The 16,189-nt window shown below is 71.2% G+C and carries 14 protein-coding genes and 1 pseudogene; 8 read left to right on the plus strand and 7 right to left on the minus strand.

What is annotated here, in order from left to right:
- Nucleotides 1–97: 97 nt before the first annotated feature.
- Entirely contained in the window at nucleotides 98–2,092 is a 1,995-nt protein-coding gene (locus ACZ4N5_RS42500) for an alpha-1,4-glucan--maltose-1-phosphate maltosyltransferase (RefSeq protein WP_467762327.1), read from the minus strand.
- A 100-nt stretch (nucleotides 2,093–2,192) separates the two neighbouring features.
- Nucleotides 2,193–2,384, minus strand: a pseudogene (locus ACZ4N5_RS42505) (DUF5133 domain-containing protein); the annotation flags it as partial.
- A 304-nt stretch (nucleotides 2,385–2,688) separates the two neighbouring features.
- On the opposite strand from ACZ4N5_RS42505, the gene ACZ4N5_RS42510 reads away from it, so the two are divergent.
- From ACZ4N5_RS42510 to ACZ4N5_RS42520, 3 genes are all read left to right on the plus strand, one after another.
- Nucleotides 2,689–3,204, plus strand: coding sequence for a pep a2 (locus tag ACZ4N5_RS42510; protein ID WP_467762328.1), 516 nt, complete (start codon nucleotides 2,689–2,691; stop codon nucleotides 3,202–3,204).
- Between the two features lie 351 nt (nucleotides 3,205–3,555).
- Nucleotides 3,556–6,156, plus strand: coding sequence for an ATP-binding protein (locus tag ACZ4N5_RS42515; RefSeq protein WP_467762329.1), 2,601 nt, complete (start codon nucleotides 3,556–3,558; stop codon nucleotides 6,154–6,156).
- A 148-nt stretch (nucleotides 6,157–6,304) separates the two neighbouring features.
- Nucleotides 6,305–7,702, plus strand: coding sequence for an FAD-binding oxidoreductase (locus ACZ4N5_RS42520; RefSeq protein ID WP_467762330.1), 1,398 nt, complete (start codon nucleotides 6,305–6,307; stop codon nucleotides 7,700–7,702).
- A gap of 18 nt (nucleotides 7,703–7,720) precedes the next feature.
- On the opposite strand, the gene ACZ4N5_RS42525 is transcribed toward ACZ4N5_RS42520, so the two are convergent.
- The 4 genes from ACZ4N5_RS42525 to ACZ4N5_RS42540 all read right to left on the minus strand — a co-directional run bounded on the left by ACZ4N5_RS42525 (nucleotide 7,721) and on the right by ACZ4N5_RS42540 (nucleotide 10,259).
- Nucleotides 7,721–8,527, minus strand: coding sequence for an SAM-dependent methyltransferase (locus ACZ4N5_RS42525; protein ID WP_467762331.1), 807 nt, complete (start codon nucleotides 8,525–8,527; stop codon nucleotides 7,721–7,723).
- Between the two features lie 36 nt (nucleotides 8,528–8,563).
- A complete protein-coding gene (locus ACZ4N5_RS42530; RefSeq protein WP_467762332.1) occupies nucleotides 8,564–9,061 on the minus strand; it encodes a hypothetical protein in 498 nt (165 codons plus the stop codon).
- Between the two features lie 136 nt (nucleotides 9,062–9,197).
- Complete coding sequence (locus ACZ4N5_RS42535) at nucleotides 9,198–9,434, minus strand: DUF397 domain-containing protein (RefSeq protein ID WP_467762333.1); 237 nt, start codon at nucleotides 9,432–9,434, stop codon at nucleotides 9,198–9,200.
- A 3-nt stretch (nucleotides 9,435–9,437) separates the two neighbouring features.
- On the minus strand, nucleotides 9,438–10,259 hold the full coding sequence (locus ACZ4N5_RS42540; protein ID WP_467762340.1) for a helix-turn-helix domain-containing protein: 822 nt from the start codon (nucleotides 10,257–10,259) through the stop codon (nucleotides 9,438–9,440).
- 299 nt (nucleotides 10,260–10,558) lie between these two features.
- Between ACZ4N5_RS42540 and ACZ4N5_RS42545 the strand changes: the two genes are divergently transcribed.
- Nucleotides 10,559–11,968 (plus strand): hypothetical protein, encoded by a 1,410-nt coding sequence (locus ACZ4N5_RS42545; protein ID WP_467762334.1) that lies wholly within the window; start codon nucleotides 10,559–10,561, stop codon nucleotides 11,966–11,968.
- A gap of 73 nt (nucleotides 11,969–12,041) precedes the next feature.
- Here ACZ4N5_RS42545 and ACZ4N5_RS42550 read toward each other — a convergent pair whose 3' ends face one another.
- The gene (locus ACZ4N5_RS42550) at nucleotides 12,042–12,833 is read right to left on the minus strand and encodes an SDR family NAD(P)-dependent oxidoreductase (RefSeq protein WP_467762335.1); all 792 of its coding nucleotides are present in this window, start codon (nucleotides 12,831–12,833) and stop codon (nucleotides 12,042–12,044) included.
- A 537-nt stretch (nucleotides 12,834–13,370) separates the two neighbouring features.
- On the opposite strand from ACZ4N5_RS42550, the gene ACZ4N5_RS42555 reads away from it, so the two are divergent.
- The 4 genes from ACZ4N5_RS42555 to ACZ4N5_RS42570 all read left to right on the plus strand — a co-directional run bounded on the left by ACZ4N5_RS42555 (nucleotide 13,371) and on the right by ACZ4N5_RS42570 (nucleotide 16,055).
- Complete coding sequence (locus ACZ4N5_RS42555) at nucleotides 13,371–13,829, plus strand: ATP-binding protein (RefSeq protein WP_467762336.1); 459 nt, start codon at nucleotides 13,371–13,373, stop codon at nucleotides 13,827–13,829.
- A complete protein-coding gene (locus ACZ4N5_RS42560) occupies nucleotides 13,826–14,398 on the plus strand; it encodes a DUF6624 domain-containing protein (RefSeq protein WP_467762337.1) in 573 nt (190 codons plus the stop codon). The genes ACZ4N5_RS42555 and ACZ4N5_RS42560 overlap by 4 nt, the downstream gene beginning before the upstream one ends.
- 190 nt (nucleotides 14,399–14,588) lie before the next feature.
- Nucleotides 14,589–15,104 (plus strand): hypothetical protein, encoded by a 516-nt coding sequence (locus ACZ4N5_RS42565; RefSeq protein ID WP_467762338.1) that lies wholly within the window; start codon nucleotides 14,589–14,591, stop codon nucleotides 15,102–15,104.
- 114 nt (nucleotides 15,105–15,218) lie between these two features.
- The gene (locus ACZ4N5_RS42570; RefSeq protein WP_467762339.1) at nucleotides 15,219–16,055 is read left to right on the plus strand and encodes a hypothetical protein; all 837 of its coding nucleotides are present in this window, start codon (nucleotides 15,219–15,221) and stop codon (nucleotides 16,053–16,055) included.
- Nucleotides 16,056–16,189: the final 134 nt, after the last annotated feature.

A 16,189-nucleotide genomic window follows, 5' to 3' on the forward strand; every position in this document is an offset into this window, starting at 1 on the left:
ACCAGGACCTCGTAGAAGACGGCGCGTTTGAACCACTCGGGATCGCGGTCCTTGGCCGGGGTGTCCTCGAACGTATCCGGGACGGGCTCATTGACCATCATGCTGGGGACCCTCCGATCCGCGGTGCCGGGCCGACAGTGAGCACATGTGCACCGCCCGGACCCAGGCGCACAAAGTTGGACCTGCCCCAGTTGTAGGTCTCGCCGGTGAGCTCGTCGCGCACCGGCACGCGCGCGTCGTCGCTCAGAGCGAGTCGCGGCATGTCCAAGGACACTGTGGCTTGCCGGGTGTGGTGGGGGTCCAGGTTCGCCACGACCACCACCGTGTCGTCACCCGAACGCTTGCTGTACGCGATGACGGCATCGTTGTCCACCTGGTGGAATTGGAGATTCCGCAATTCGCGCAGGGCCCTGTGGTCCCGCCTGATCCGGTTCAGCCCGGTGATCAGCGGGGCGATCGTACGGCCCTCGCGCTCGGCGGCCGCCCAGTCGCGCGGGCGCAGCTGGTATTTCTCGGAGTGCAGATACTCCTCGCCGCCCCGCCTCGCGGGGGCGTTCTCGCACAGCTCGTATCCCGCGTACATCCCCCACGCCGGCGAGAGGGTGGCGGCGAGGACGGCGCGCAGTTCGAAGGCGGGCCGGCCGCCGTGCTGGAGGAACTCGTGCAGGATGTCGGGGGTGTTGACGAAGAAGTTGGGCCGCATGCAGGCGGCCGCATCACCGGACAGCTCGGTGAGGTACTCCGTCAGCTCCTGCTTGGTGTTGCGCCAGGTGAAGTAGGTGTACGACTGCTGGAAGCCGACCTCGGCGAGCCGCCGCACGATCGCGGGCCGGGTGAACGCCTCGGCGAGGAAGATGACGTCGGGGTCGGTTCCGTTGATGTCCGCGATCACCTGTTCCCAGAAGACCACCGGCTTGGTGTGCGGGTTGTCGACGCGGAAGATCCGTACGCCGTGGTCCATCCAGAAACGCAGCACCCGCACGGTCTCGCGGACCAGGCCCGGCATGTCCTGGTCGAAGGCGATCGGGTAGATGTCCTGGTACTTCTTCGGCGGGTTCTCCGCGTAGGCGATCGTGCCGTCCGGGCGGTGGTGGAACCACTCCGGATGCTTCTCCACCCAGGGGTGGTCCGGGGAGCACTGGAGGGCGAAGTCGAGCGCGATCTCCAGGTCCAGCGAGGCCGCCCGGCGCACGAAGGCGTCGAAGTCCTCCAGGGTGCCCAGGTCCGGGTGGATCGCGTCGTGACCGCCCTCCGGGGAGCCGATGGCCCAGGGCACACCGACGTCCTCCCGGGTCGCCGACAGACTGTTGTCCGGGCCCTTGCGGAAGGTCGTGCCGATCGGATGGATCGGCGGGAGGTAGACGACGTCGAAGCCCATCTCCGCGATCGCGGGCAGGCGTTCGGCGGCCGTACGGAACGTGCCGTGCACCGGCGGATCCAGCTGTCCGCCCCGACCGCTCTCCGAGCGCGGGAAGAACTCGTACCAGGAACCGAACAGCGCCCGCTCCCGCTCCACGAGGAGCGGCAACGGGAGGGAGCGGGTGAGCCGTTCACGCAGCGGATGCTCCGCGAGAGTGGCCGACACCTCGGGGGCCAGGGTCGCCGCGAGCCGGTCGGCCGGCGTCCGTGAGTGGTCACGCAGGGCGTCCGCGGCGGCCAGCACCGTGTCCCGGCCGATCCCCTCGGGCACCCCGGCGGCGGCCCGCTCGTGGAGTACGGCACCCTCCTCCAGGACGATTCCGACGTCGATCCCGGCCGGGATCTTGACCTCGGCGGCGCGCCGCCACCCGGTCACCGGGTCGCTCCACGCCTCCACCCGGTAGGTCCAGTGGCCCATTTCCGACGGAGTGACACGGGCGCCCCAGCGGTCGCTTCCGGGGGCCAGTTCACGCATCGGTGTCCACGGTCCGGGGCGGCCGCTCGGATCACACAGGACGACATTGGCGCCGACCGCGTCATGACCCTCGCCGAAGACGGTTGCGGTGACCTGGAAGGTCTCGCCCACAACCGCCTTGGCGGGCCGTCTGCCGCATTCGACGACCGGCCGCACATCCATGACGGGTATGCGGCCGGTGTCCGTGTTCGCGTCCATGCGTCTCGCCTCCGCGGTTCTGGGCCCGAATCGTCGTTGCCGCGAAAGGCCCTTTCGGTGCGGTCCTCGGGACCGTCGTTCAGATCCGTGCCGGAACGTCCTGCAGATAGACCTCGGCGGCGTTCGCCGCCTCCCGCGCGCAGCGCTTCCCCATCAGGACGCACAGGGTGTATCCGGTGTTCTCGAAGTTCCCCCGCACCACACGGTCGGCGGGAGTCGCGAGAAGCAGGCGTTCCCATGCCCGGTAGCGCTCCAGATGCCTGGCGACCTCGGCTTTGGCAGGCAGCAGCATCACGCTGGTCACCTTCCCGATCTCTCGATCGCGCACAGCTCGCCTGGCCGGCGAGTGAGGGCCGTACGCGAAGGGGAGCCGTCCCGTCACGGAGCGACACCCTCACTCATGGTGCCTGTACTGCGACCGAGCGTCTTGTTGGTTCTTCAACGACATTGCGGGTGTCCTCGTGTTGCACGAATGGAGTAGCCCTCTCATTCTGTAGGTGACTCAGGAGCGATCAATGCTCACGCTTCGTACTCGGGGCTCGGTCCCGCAGGGGGCGAGGAGGAGCAAGAGCTTCGCCGGTGAGGAGCCAACGACGATGAAAGCCGCAGTTCCCTGCTACTACCACCTCGACGTGGAGCTCAGCCAGGAAAAGGTCGGACAGGTCAGGCGGATCCTGGCCGCGCATCTCCGGTACTGGAACCTGGAGAATCTCGTCGATTCCGTCTGCCACTGTGCGGAAGCGCTGCTCCGCACGATCGAGCAGCACGCCGCCGACAAGAACACGACGATCGAGATGTGGTGGAACGGCCAGCACCTCATCGCCGCCGTCTCGGACAACAGCCAGGACATCCGCCCGCACAACGCGCCGCAGGGATGTCTCGCCCAGATCGCCGCCCTGAGCGACGGCTGGGGCTGCTGTGCCACGGACGTCGGCGGGAAGATCATCTGGTTCTCGTGGCGGGCTCGCGCCGCCGAACACGCCCCGCTGGACCCGCCCGTGCCGGCGCCCAGCCTGCGCGAGGCGCGCCTGACGCCCCGGTACGCGGTGCTGCCGGAACCCGCGCTCGCCGCAGTCCGCGACGAGATCGAGTCGGTCGCCGCACGCGGGTGACCGGTCAGCGGACCCGGCCGTGATCCTCGTACGGTCAACACGTACGTACCCGGAACGGGCGCCCTTTCCCTGAGGGCGTGACATACAACGGCGAAGGAACCGACTTCGCCCGATTCACCCAAGTCGCCGAGCGCGTCGATCTCGCACTGATCGACGCGCTCGGCGCCGTCCGGACGGTCCCGCTCGCCGGGGTCGGCGGCTTCGTGCGGCGCCGCTGCCTCCCGGGGGCGGCCCCGGGCAGAGCTGCGGCCACCGGGCGCACGGTCCCGGGGGCCGGGCCCAACCGACCGCCCCTGGCGGCGAGTTCACCGACGCCGCTCCCGCCGGGGCGACGCGTGCCAGAATTGCGGCGTGGATCGGGGGATCCTCGAACGGGACCTTGAACTCGCTCGACTGGCTGCCGTGGCGCGCGAGGCGGCCGACGGCGCCGGGTCTGTGGCGCTCGTCTTCGGCGAGGCGGGCATCGGCAAGTCCAGCCTGGTCAAGGCCTTGCCCGGGGTGCTGCCCGGAGCGGCGCGGCTGCTGGTCGGAGCGTGCGACGACCTCACGACGCGACGCCCCCTCGGACCGTTCCGCGACCTCGTCGGCAGCGTCGGAGCGGACCTGGCCCGTGCGCTCACCGAGGGCGGCGACCGCCATCGGGTGTACGACGCCCTGCGCGCCGAGCTGAGATGCGCGCCGCATCCCGTCGTACTCGTCGTCGAGGACGTGCACTGGGCCGACGAGGCGTCGCTGGACGCCCTGCGTTTCCTCGTCCGCCGGGTGGAGAGGCTCCCGGCGGTACTCGTCCTGACCTACCGCGACGACGAGTTGGACCGGGAACACCCGCTGCGCCATCTGCTCGGCCAGGTCTCCCGGGCCGAGCGTGTGCACCGGTTGCCACTCGAACGGCTCTCCGCGGCGGCGGTCCACCGGCTGAGCGCGGCCGGCGGACTGGATCCCGACCAGGTCTACGAAGTCACCTCGGGCAACCCGTTCTTCGTGGCGGAGGTGGTGGAGGCCGGTGGCACCGGGGGTGTACCGCCGACGGTCGTCGACGCGGTGCTGGCCCGGCTCGGGGGACTGGACGACGGCACCCGGGACGCGCTGGAGCAGTTGGCCGTGGTCCCGTCCGCCGTCGAACGACCGTTGACCGATGCGCTGTTGCCCGGGGGGATGGCCGCGCTGGCGGCCGCCGAACAACGCGGCTTCCTGGTGGTCACCCCCCAACGGGCCTGCTTCCGGCATGAGTTGATCCGCCGCGCCGTCGCCGACTCGCTGCCCGCCGCACGGCGGATCGAACTCAACCGGCGGGTGCTCGCCGCGCTCGTCGCGACGCCGGACTCCGACGCCTCCCGGATCGTCCACCACGCGGCGGGGGCCGGGGACGCCGAGGCCGTCGCCCAGTACGGTCCGGGCGCCGCCCGTGACGCCTCCCGCGCGGGCGCCCACCGCGAGGCGGCGGCCCATCTGCGCCTCGTACTGGAGCGGAGCGAGCTGTTCGGCCCGGCCGAACGCGCCGGACTCCTGGAGCGGTTCGCGATCGAGAGCTACACCATCGCCGACTCCGCGGCCGCCGTCCGCGCCGAGCGGGAGGCGGTCGCGCTGCGCAGGTCGCTCGGGGACACCCGGGCGCTGGGCGCCGATCTGCGCTGGCTGTCGCGCATCCACTGGTGGGCCGGGGACTCCGGGCAGGCGCGCGCGGCCGCGCGGGAGGCCATCGCCGTCCTGGAGGAGGCGGGCGACGACCGGCTCCTCGCGCTCGCCCTCAGCAACACCTCCCAGCTGCACATGCTGTCCGACCGGCACACGCAGGCCGTCGCCTTCGGCGAGCGTGCCATCGAACTGGCCCGCCGGGCCGGGGACGTGGAGATCCTGGCGCACGCACTCAACAACGTCGGCACCGCCCGCTGGCGGGCCGGAGATCCGCTGGGCCGGGCCCAGTTGGAGGAGAGTCTCAAGGTGGCCCTCGGGGTGGGGGAGGTCGAGCACGCCTGCCGGGCGTACGCCAACATCATCTGGTCCCTGCTGGAGAACCTGGAGTACGCCGAGGCGGACCGCTTCCTCGTCCCGGCCATGCGACTGGCGGACCGCGCCGAACACCTCGGCTTCCTCAGCTACTTCAACGTCGAGCTGGCCCTGCGCCGGTTCGCCGCCGGCGCCTGGGGCGAGGCCGAGAAGTATGCCGAGTTCGGCGTGCACGACTTCGCGCCCGCGCGCTGCCCCGCGCTCACCGTGCTCGGCCGGGTGCGCGTTCGCCGCGGCACCGACGGGGCGGACGAACTGCTGGCGCGGGCCGGGGAGATCGCGGAGCGCAGCGCCGAGCTCCAGCGCACCGCCCCGGTGGCCGCGGCACGGGCGGAGTCGGCCTGGCTGCGCGGTGAACCCGACGCCGTCGTCGCGGCGGCGGCGCCCGTGTACGAGGAGGCCTGCCGGCTGGCCGCGGTCAACTACCGCGCCGAGCTGGGCTACTGGCTCGCCAAGGCCGGACAGTCCGTCGCCGCGGACCCGTCCGGCCATCCGTACGCGCTCCAGACCGCGGGTGCCGGACGGGCGGCGGCGCACGCCTGGCAGACCGCCGGGTGCCCGTACGAGCATGCCGCCGCGCTCGCCGAGAGCCCCGACCCGGACGACAAACTCGCCGCCCTCGCCGCGCTGGACACCCTCGGCGCGGGTCCGCTCGCTCGGCTGGTCCGCGCGGAGCTGCGCGCGCTGGGCCTGCGCCGGATCCCGCGCGGCCCACTCGCGGTGACCCGGGAGAATGCCGCCGGTCTCACCGAACGGCAGGTCCAGGTCATGCGGCTGCTGGTACAGGGGCTGACCAACGGCGAGATCGCCGAACGCCTGGTCGTCTCGGTGCGCACGGTCGACCATCATGTCTCCGCCGTCCTGGACAAACTCGGCGTACACACGCGGCGGCAGGCCGCCGCCCGCGCCATGGAGCTGGGACTGCTGCCCGCCGCCGAAATGTAGGCACCCCAGGTCGCCGAGCTGGGTGGGTGCCACGGATGTACCCTGGTCATGAATCGGGCTAGAACGGGCACATCGGACCCATCGGCGGGGACCGGCCCAGGGCCCGTGTGCCGGGACCTGGGGGCGGTCCCCAGATACGGGGATGCACATGTCCATCACACCGGTACAAGCGGCGCGCCAGGAACTGTCCGGATTCAAAGGGCAGCTGATCGGCCCGGAGGATTCCGGATACGACGAGGCCCGCGCCGTCTACAACGCGATGATCGACCGGCGGCCCGCCCTGGTGGCGCGCTGCACCGACCCGGACGACGTCGCCCTGATCATCGGCTTCGCCCGGGAGCACGCACTCCCGCTGGCTGTGCGCGGCGGCGGTCATCACGGGGCGGGCCTGAGCACCTGTGACGACGGCGTGGTCCTCGACCTCTCCCCGCTCAAGGACATCGAGGTCGATCCGGCCGCGCGCACGGTACGCGTCGGCGGCGGCTGCGTCTGGGGCGAGGTCGACCGCGCCACCAACGCGCACGGACTGGCCACACCGAGCGGCATCATCTCCACCACGGGCGTCGGCGGCATCACCCTCGGCGGCGGCCTCGGACATCTCACCCGCAAGTGCGGGCTGACCATCGACAACCTGCTGGAGGCGGACCTGGTCCTGGCGAACGGTGAGCGCGCACGGGCCAGTGCCGACGAGAACCCCGACCTCTACTGGGCGATCCGTGGCGGCGGCGGCAACTTCGGTGTCGTCACCTCGTTCCTGTTCCGGCTGCACGAGGTGAGCACGGTCGTCGCGGGGCCCACCTTCTGGCCCGTCGAACTCGGCGCCGAAGTCCTCACCGCCTACCGCGACTTCATTCCCAACGCGCCCCGCGAACTGGGCTGCTTCTTCCTCTTCGGCTCGGTCCCGCCCGGTCCGCCGTTCCCGGAGGAGATGCACCTGAAGAAGGTGTGCGGTGTGGTGTGGTGCCGCGTCGGGGACGACGCCGACGCGGCGGCCCGGGACATGGCGCCGCTGCTCGACGCCCTGCCCGCGCCCCTGCTGCACGGCCCGGCGCCGATGCCGCACCCCGCGATCCAGTCCGCGTTCGACGGCGTCTACCCGCCCGGCGACCAGTGGTACTGGCGAGCGGACTTCGTCGACGAGATCCCCGCCGAGGCCGTCGACCTGCATGCCAAGTACGGTGCCGAGGCGCCGACCTGGAAGTCGACGATGCACATGTACCCCATCGACGGCGCCGTCCACGACGTCGCGCCGACGGACACCGCCTGGAGCTACCGCGACGCCAACTGGGCCTCCGTCTTCGTCGGAGTGGACCCCGACCCGGCCAAGGCCGATGTCATCAAGCAGTGGAGCGTCGACTACTCCGAAGCCCTCCACCCGTTCTCCGCGGGCGGCGCGTACGTCAACATGATGATGGACGAGGGCCAGGAGCAGGTACGGGCGAGCTACCGCGACAACTACGCCCGGCTGGCCCGCGTGAAGGCCGAAGTCGACCCGGGCAACCTGTTCCGCCTCAACCAGAACATCGAGCCGGCGACATCCGACTGACGGCTCGGGCGGGTTGGCTCACGACTTGCGGGCCACGCCTCCGTGGACGTCCGTGGGCTCGGGCGACGTACCGGGCTCCGGACGCCACAGGGGGCAGGACACGATGCCGGGCTCGACCAGTTCGAGCCCCCCGTAATACGCGCCGATCTGCTCGGGGCTGCGCAGCACGTAAGGAATCGCGCCCGTGTCGTCGTACCCCTGCTGGGCCTCCTTGAGTGCGGCGTCGGTGTCCGTGCTGTCGTAGTGCACGAAGTAGCTGCCGGAGGGAAGCGCCGCCTGGAGCCGCCGGACGATCGACCTGGCTTCGTCGTAGTCCTGGATGTGGCCGAGGATGCCCATCAGCATGAGGGCGACGGGCCGGGAGAAGTCGAGGATCCGGGACGCCGCCTCGATGATCTTCTCGGGCTCGTGCAGATCCGCGTCGATGTAGTCGGTGACGCCCTCGGGTGTGCTCGTCAGCAGCGCCTGGGCGTGGCGCAGCACGAGCGGGTCGTTGTCCACGTAGACGATGCGGGACTCGGGCGCCACCCGCTGGGCGACCTGGTGGGTGTTGTCGTACGTGGGCAGCCCCGTGCCGATGTCGAGGAACTGACGGATGCCGAGCTCGCCGGTCACGAAGGTGACGGTACGGATCAGGTAGTCGCGGGAGGCGCGGGCCATGGTCTCGATGTTCGGGGCGACTTCGCGGTAGGCGTCACCCGCCACCCGGTCCACCTCGTAGTTGTCCTTCCCGCCCATCCAGTAGTTCCAGATGCGAGCCGAGTGCGGCACCGTGGTGTCGATCTTCGACAGTGCGTCCTGGTCGGGGGCGGGTCGGTCCGTCATGAGAGTTCTCCTGCCGTGCGTCACGCGGTCGGATCTCTAACCTAGCGTCAACATGCGTACGTAAAGCCCGAGTTGATGGATCGTGTGGGTGGAGACCCGGACGGGTTGGGCCGGTTCTCCGGTGTCGACGGTGATCACGGGGACATGCTGGGCCAGGGTGCGCAGCACCCGCTCGTAGGCGCCGGCCGCCTCGGCGTCGTCCGTCTCACCCGTCATGTGGACCAGCGCGCCGTCGCGTTCGGCCACCGCCTCCGCGAAGTCGAGCGCCTGGATCCAGGTCACCCGGGAGCGCCCGCGGCGCAGCGGTCCGTAGACCAGCTCGTGGACGAGGCCGCCGTCGACGGCCAACCGGCCCGGAGCGGACAGGAGTTCGCGGTACGGCTGGGTGGGGTCCACATGATGAAGGTGCCCGTGCAAGGGGCGGATCATGAAGTGATGGCGGGCCAGCTCGGCGAGCAGGGCGCGCCTGTCGAGACCGTCGGGACCCTCGACGACAAGGGTCCGGCACCGCGTGAGGGCCTGGTGGAGGATCATGCCCGTACCCACTCCCTCCGGGACGACCGGCTCAGCCAGTGTGGGGGGACAACCCGCACGGCGGGAGTGTGCGTGCGGGTTGTCCGGTTGTTGGGGCGTAGTTGCGGCCCTGCTGGAGGTGCGGCGCCGGTTCCGCTCAGGCGATCAGGAAGTCGGCCTGTCCGGACTTGGCGCCCTCGATGAACGCGGCCATCTCGTCGCGGGAGCAGATCAGCGCGGGCCCCTCGGGGTCCCGCGACTGGCGCAGGGCGACGCTCCCGTCGGCAAGTCGCTTGGCCTCGACGCAACTTCCGCCGTTGGTACCGCTCCAGGGCTTGCGCCAGCCCTCGGTTCCCAGCTCGACCGCGGACATGCCGTTGTGCACGGATCCCATGGATCACAACTCCTTACGCAGTTCACCCAGGATGGCCCTGGTCCGGGCGACCGGCTCCGCCTGTACGGACATCCGGTCCAGTACTTCGAGATAGCTGACGACGTCGTCGGGCCGGTCGACGTAGACCGCGCCGACCAGGCTCTCCGTGTAGACGATGTCGGGGAGTTCGGAGAAGCCGAAGCGGAAGTGGTGGAAGGGGCCGAACGCGCCCGGATGGGCGCCCACGCCGAAGCGCATGATCTGGATGCGGACCTTCGGCATCTCCAGGACCTCGGTCAACCGGTCGAACTGCGCCCGCATCACCTCCGGACCGCCGACCGGGCGGCGCAGCACCGTCTCGTCCAGGATCGCCCAGACGGCCGGCGCCTCGGGCTTGGCGAGCAGGTCCTGACGCTTCATCCGCAGGGCGACGCGGCGGGCGATGTCCCCCTCCGGCTCGTTGGGGAAACCGACGCGCATCAGCGTGGTGGCGTAGTCGTGGGTCTGCAACAGGCCCGGAACGTAGTGGGGTTCGTAGAGGCGGATGACGCTGGCTTCGCTCTCGAGGCTCACGTAGGCGCTGAACCATTCCGGCAGTACGTCGCGGTACTTGTACCACCAGCCCGGCTGGTTGGCCTCCCTGGCCAGGGCGAGGAAGTCGTCGACCTCCGCCGCGGGGACCCCGTAGGCGCGGAGCAACTCCCTTACGTACGGGATGCGGAGTCCGACCTCGGCCTTCTCGATCCTGCGGACCGTCAGAGCGGTGACCTCAAGGGCACGTGCCGCCTCCTCGAAGGAGACTCCCGCCTGTTCCCGCAGCTGCCGCAGCCGTTTCCCGAGAACCATCCGCAGGACCGTCGGCGCGCCGGCGCCGGAGCGGTTCTCGCTCACGTCCTACCTCCCGGGAACGGCCGTCTCAGCGTGCAGTGTGCCACGCGGTCGATGACAGTGACAGAGCGATGCGGATCGTTCTGAAATTATCAGAACGCCGGTTGCACAGGCCCTCGGCGGGCCACCATAGTGATCGAGTGACCTGTCGCACATTCGGCGACGATCACGCTCAACTGTGCTCGTTCGTACCGGAATTGAAGTCTCGGCAGGTATCGGTCGAAGCGCAGCCGCACGTGGATGTGAGGCGATACGGGATGACCACCGTGACCGAGGGACAGACGAGGACCGCCGGCAGGACCGCCGGGGGCAATCGGGTGCTGGGGGCCGCGCTCAAGGAGGCCGGCTGCTCCTACGCCTCCCTCGCCCTGCGGGTCAATGAACTGGGGCGCCGCCAGGGCGCGGACTCCCACTACGACAAGGCATCGGTCACCCGATGGCTCCAGGGCCAGCAACCGCGGGGCAGCACGCCGGAGTTGATCGCCACCGTACTGTCCGAGCGGCTCGGCCGCGCGCTGTCTCCCGCGGACCTCGGCTTCCACTCCGATCTCCAGCGCCCGGTCGCGAGCAGAGCGCTCGTCTACGGCGAGGACGTGGCGGAGACCCTGCACACGCTGGCGGAACTGGGCTCCACCGACATCTCCCGCCGCAGCCTTCTCGGGGCGGTCCCCTTCGTCGCGGCGGCCCTGACGACACCTCAGCGTGAGTGGCTGCTCTGGCTGTTGGAGCACCAGGACACGGTGGCGTCGACCCTGCCCGTGAGCGGCGGGCCGGTCGAGCAGGTGCACGCGATGATCGCCGTGTTCGACCAGATGGACAACCACTACGGCGGCGGCGGGGTCCGCACCAGCATCGTGCACTACCTGTCCACCGAGGTCGTCCCGATGCTGCAGCAGCGCGGTACCCCGCCCCGGCAGCGCCGTCAGTTGTACGCGGCCGCCGCGCGCCTCGCCGCGATGGCCGGCTGGAGCTCGTACGACGCGGGGGAGTACGGCCTCGCCCAGCGCTACATGACCCAGGGGCTACGCCTGTGCGCCGAGGGCCGCGACCGGGTGCTGGGCGGCCAGATCCTCGCGGGGCTCTCCCACCTCGCCACCAACCTGGGCCGCCCCGACGAAGGCGTGGCACTCGCCCGCGCCGGAATCGTCACGGCACGGGGGGCGGGCAGCCCCCTCGGCCTGATGCGGCTGTACGCGATGTCGGCGCGCGGACACGCCGCGCAGGGACGCCCGGACGACGCCTCCGAGGCGCTGCGGCTGGCGGAGCGGCAACTGGCCGCGAGCAAGGGGGCCGAGCAGGAGTCGCTGTGGGTCCGCTATCTGGACCACCACTACCTCCAGGCCGAGTCCGCCCTGTGCTTCCGCGACCTGGGGCTCGCCCGCCAGGCCGAGCGCACGGCGAGCGAGTCGCTCGGCTCGGGCACCGACCGGCGCAGGCGCCAGGCCATCAGTCGCTCCGTCCTGGCGACGGCGCACCTCCAGCAGGACCGCCTGGACGAGGCGGTCGGCACCGCGACCCTGGCCCTCGAAACCCTCAGCGCCGTCCACAGCGAACGCTCCGTCCAGGCCCTGCGCGACTTCCGCAGGCGCCTCGACCCCCGTCGCGGCGAGCCCGTCGTGCAGGAGTTCGAACGCCGCTCCCGCGGTGTCCTCGGGGCGGCGGCGTGAGCGCCGGGCAGCTCACCGACGGGCCGGGCACGGTGTCATGACCCCGAGCGGCGCCGCCGTTCCGCGGCGCGGCTCAGTACCCCTCGGGGGAGGGGGCGTTCTGGGCGCGGTCGACCGGGAGGTGCGCGCCGGAGATCCCGCTCGACCAGTCCGAGAGCAGGAACGCCACGACCCGGGCGACCTCCTGCGGCGCCACCGGCGCACCGCCCGGCAGCTCCGCCGCCACGAAGCGGGCGAACGCCTCGGGATCCTCCCGGCGCATCCGGTCCCAGCGCCGGCCGGGGATCAGCATGGAACCGGGGGAAACCGCGTTCACCCGGATCCCGTCCGGACCGAGCTCGCGGGCCAGCGACGAGGCCAGCTGTATCTGCGCGGACTTCGCGACCGAGTACTGCGCGGGCGGTCCCGGCTTCCAGCCGGAGATCGAGGAGATCACCACCACGGAGCCGCCGCCGGCGGCCCGCAGATGCGGGACCGCGGCCCGCACCAGCCGGGTCGCGTGACCGACGTTCACCGCCCAGGTCGCCGCCCAGTCCTCCGCGTTCGCCTGCTCGAAGCCGCCCCCGCGGGATCCGCCCGTGCAGGCCACGACACCGTCCAGGCCGCCGAAGAGTTCCGCCGTGTCCTCGACGAAGCCTTCGAGTTCCTCGGGTGCGGTGACATCGAGGCACCGGGTGAACAGGCCGGGGCCCATCGAAGCGGCCAGTGCCTCCAGACCCCGCGCGGTGCGCGCACAGGTGGCCACCCGCACGCCCTCATCGGACAGCAGCCGCACGATCTGCTCGCCGAGTCCTCGCGTACCGCCGGTGACCAGCACCCGTTTGTCACGCAGTCCGGCTCGGCCGGTCTCACCGTCAAGGGACACCGTCGCCCGGCCCCCGCTCCCGTTCCTCACAAGATCGAACATACATCCCACGCCACTACGTGCTTGCAACCGGACAACCCGAATACCCCCTGGTCGCCGAGGCAGTCCGACGTGTTGGCTGCACGGGCAGCCGCCGAGACAACCTCCCCCCGCGCTGCACCCGAAGGAGGACCGATGACGGCATCCAGGGCACCGCGCCGCGGGCCGTCGGCATCACCGGCCCCCGAAATCCGGGCTCTGGAGCGCGGGACGCGGGCTTCGGAACAGCGGGCGTGCGACGCGGACGAGCACGGGCTCCGCCCCCGCCCCACCGAGCCCTCGACGCCGACGGAACCGGAGCCGTCCGGGACCCCGACCTCGCCCGCACGTTCCGCGTCGTCCGCGGCCTCCGTCGGTACCGGGCCGTCCGGGACCCCGGCCTTTCCCGCAGGTTCCGCGTCGCTCGCGTCGTCCGTTGCCTCCGTCCGGCCGTCGGAGCCCCCGGCCTCGCCCACGGATTCGGCGTCGTCCGCGGCCCGCGACCTCCCCGTGGTGCCCGTGCCCACCGGGTCCGTCGGGCCGAGCGTCATCCCCGCGAGCCCGGTACGCGGCGTACACCTCCTGCGGACCACCGTCCCGGCGCACCCGTCGCGGGTGCCCGGTGTGCGGGCCATGGTCGCCGAGTACCTCACCCGCCTGCGGCTGCCGCCCGAGCGCGCCGACGACGCGGTGCTCGCGGCCGGCGAACTCTTCACCAACGCCCTCAGACACGGCAGCCCGGACCGCGGCGACACCATCACCGTCATCGTCGAGTGCGACCCGTGCGAGCTGCGCCTGTCCGTCGCCGACCACTCGTCCGCCCTGCCCGCGCCGCGTACGGCGGGCGGAGCCGAGGAGTCGGGACGCGGACTGGCGATCGTCGCCGCGCTGACCGACGACTGGGGCATCGCGCCGGCCGACCCGGGCACCACGGGAAAGAAGGTGTGGTTCTCGATGGTGCTTCAGGGGGAGCCGTGAAGGCGTTCCCCGGGCACCCGGCCACGGACGCCGAGGCGCGGCCCGAGGGCCCGGGGGCCACGCCGATGGTCCCCGGGCTCGCCAGGGCCCTCGCGGGCGAGCTCGTACGCCGGGCCGACGAGGAGCGGAGCCTGATGCGCCAGGCACGCGACCGTCCCGCCGGGCCGAGCCGGGACGCCCTCGTCGCGTGCCGCGCGGGCAATGCCGAAGCACTCGCGACGATCGTCCGGCGACACGGCTGGCCGACCACCGACCAGGTCGGCGCACCCGCCTCCACGGCGGCCCTGATGATCCTGCTGCACGCCCCGGACCTCGGCCTGCAGCTCGGCTGCCGGGACCTGATCGCCCAGGCCGCGGCCGACGGACGCTGCCCCGCCCTGCACCACGCCTACATCGCCGACCACTGCGCCGTCGAACTGGGCCTGCCGCAGTTCTACGGCACCCGCGTCGATCCCAGCACGCTGCGCCCGTACCCCGTACGCCGGCCGGGGACCGTCGACGAACGGCGCCGTGATGTCGGCCTGGGTCCGCTCGACGAACAGCTGAGGCGCCTGCGCGAGGGTGCGTGAGGCGCCCGGGAAACGTGATGTGTAGCACGCATGTAAATGATCCTCAACGGCCTCGTCGAAAGGTTCTGGCTGGGCACGGCTTGATCGCCGATCAAGAAAGGGGAAATTGCTGGCCACGGCACGTTCGGCGCATTTGACACTTCGTTGAGGGCACAGATAGGAACAACCCTCTGAAGTGGAGAGGTGAACTGTGCGCGAGCCGAACGTGGTCGGGGACTGGCAGGAGTACGACGAGCAGGCCGGCCTGCGTGTTCGCGTCCATGGCGTGGAAAAGGCGGAGCCCCCGAAGGGGCGCGACGACGCCGCCGACGAACTCACCTACTTCAGATTTCGGGTGACCGTCGAGAACCGCGCCACCGAGCATTTCGGCATCCACCTCGAAGACGGCCAGATCGATATCCGCGTCGGCGCCGACGGCGAGAGCGCCTTCCTCGACTGGCGGAACTCGCAGTTCATCGAGGGTTTCGACATCTATCCCCTGCGCCGGGCCACCGCGGTCCTCTTCGCCGCGGGCCCCGACGCCGTCCTGCACCGGATGGACATCCAGGTCCAGCTGAAGGTCGACGACGAGTGGACCGAGCGCTACCTCTGGGCCGGCGGGATCGAGAACGACGCGGCCGTCGATGCGGGCGCGCGTCCCGACACGGCCAGGGACAGCCTCGCCTGTCAGGTCAGCAACTTCCTGAGGCGCGAGGCGGACTCCTGAGCCCGTCGGCCTGAGCATCGCCGCGCCCGGGGTCCCACCCGCCCGTGGAGACCACCCAAAGTGCGACGGGGCGGGCGAACGCCGGTTTTCGCCGCGGCGGGCTAAGGTCGCCAGGTGAGTCGAACCGAAGCGCGCTCCGAGGGGGCGGGTCCGTTCACGACCCGGCTGACCTGGCGTCTCATGGACGGGCGTACCGCGGTCTGGGAATCGCGCCTGGCCCGCAAACGCGGCCTGCTCATCGTGCGCGCCCCGGGTGAAGCGGAGGCCCGTTCGAAGCGGGCGGACGCCGTGTCGATCGGCCGGCTGCGCCGACTCAACGCCATCGCCGCGGCCGCGTTCACACTCGGCGGCCTCCTGTTCGCCCTCGGGGCCGGGGTCGCCCAGTTCGGCTCGGGCGGCGCGACGGGCGCCTGGATCTACTTCGTCGGCGGCCTGTTCTTCAACACCGGGGGCTACGCCTCGCTGCTCCAGGCGGTGAACGCTCCTCGCCGGGACAGTGAATCCGGTTCGCTGGCCGGGCGGCGCTGGAGGTGGTGGAGCTACGAGCCCGGCCGGATCGACTGGCTCAGTACCTTCGTGCTGTTCGTGGGAACGCTCGCGTTCGGCGTCAACCTGCTGGACTCGCTGCTGCGGGGACTCACGGTCCAGCAGATGGACCGGCTGATCTGGGCCCCCGACGTGGTCGGGTGCGTCCTGTTCCTGGTCTCCGGCCACCTCGCGCTGGTCGAGGTCTGCCACGGGCGTCCGCGCGTCCTCGCCGGCGACCTCGGCTGGTGGATCGCCGCGGTCAACCAGTTCGGATCCGTGCTCTTCTTCGTCTCGGCGCTGGCCGCCTTCACGCGCCCCGAGACCGGAAGTCTCGTGAACGTCGACATCGCCAACTGGGGCACCCTCGTGGGAGCGCTGTGCTTCTCGGTCGGAGGGGTGATCCAGTTCTTCGAGCGGCCCTGAGGGGTGTCGCGGGACGCGCGGACCCCGCTCCGGCGCTCGTCTAGCTGTATTGCCCTGTGAGGTTGGGGACGCGGCTGGCGGGTGGTTTGCCTGCGAGCGCGGTGTGTCCGCGGTGGTGATTGTAGGTGTGCAGC

Source organism: Streptomyces sp. NPDC026500, assembly GCF_055567635.1.

Coding starts and splice junctions, on each gene's coding strand:
- ACZ4N5_RS42545 (WP_467762334.1), top strand. CDS start 10,559: ATGACCACCGTGACCGAGGGACAGACGAGGACCGCCGGCAGGACCGCC.
- ACZ4N5_RS42530 (WP_467762332.1), bottom strand. CDS start 9,061: ATGATCCTCCACCAGGCCCTCACGCGGTGCCGGACCCTTGTCGTCGAG.
- ACZ4N5_RS42520 (WP_467762330.1), top strand. CDS start 6,305: ATGTCCATCACACCGGTACAAGCGGCGCGCCAGGAACTGTCCGGATTC.
- ACZ4N5_RS42510 (WP_467762328.1), top strand. CDS start 2,689: ATGAAAGCCGCAGTTCCCTGCTACTACCACCTCGACGTGGAGCTCAGC.
- ACZ4N5_RS42535 (WP_467762333.1), bottom strand. CDS start 9,434: ATGGGATCCGTGCACAACGGCATGTCCGCGGTCGAGCTGGGAACCGAG.
- ACZ4N5_RS42525 (WP_467762331.1), bottom strand. CDS start 8,527: ATGACGGACCGACCCGCCCCCGACCAGGACGCACTGTCGAAGATCGAC.
- ACZ4N5_RS42540 (WP_467762340.1), bottom strand. CDS start 10,259: ATGGTTCTCGGGAAACGGCTGCGGCAGCTGCGGGAACAGGCGGGAGTC.
- ACZ4N5_RS42500 (WP_467762327.1), bottom strand. CDS start 2,092: ATGGACGCGAACACGGACACCGGCCGCATACCCGTCATGGATGTGCGG.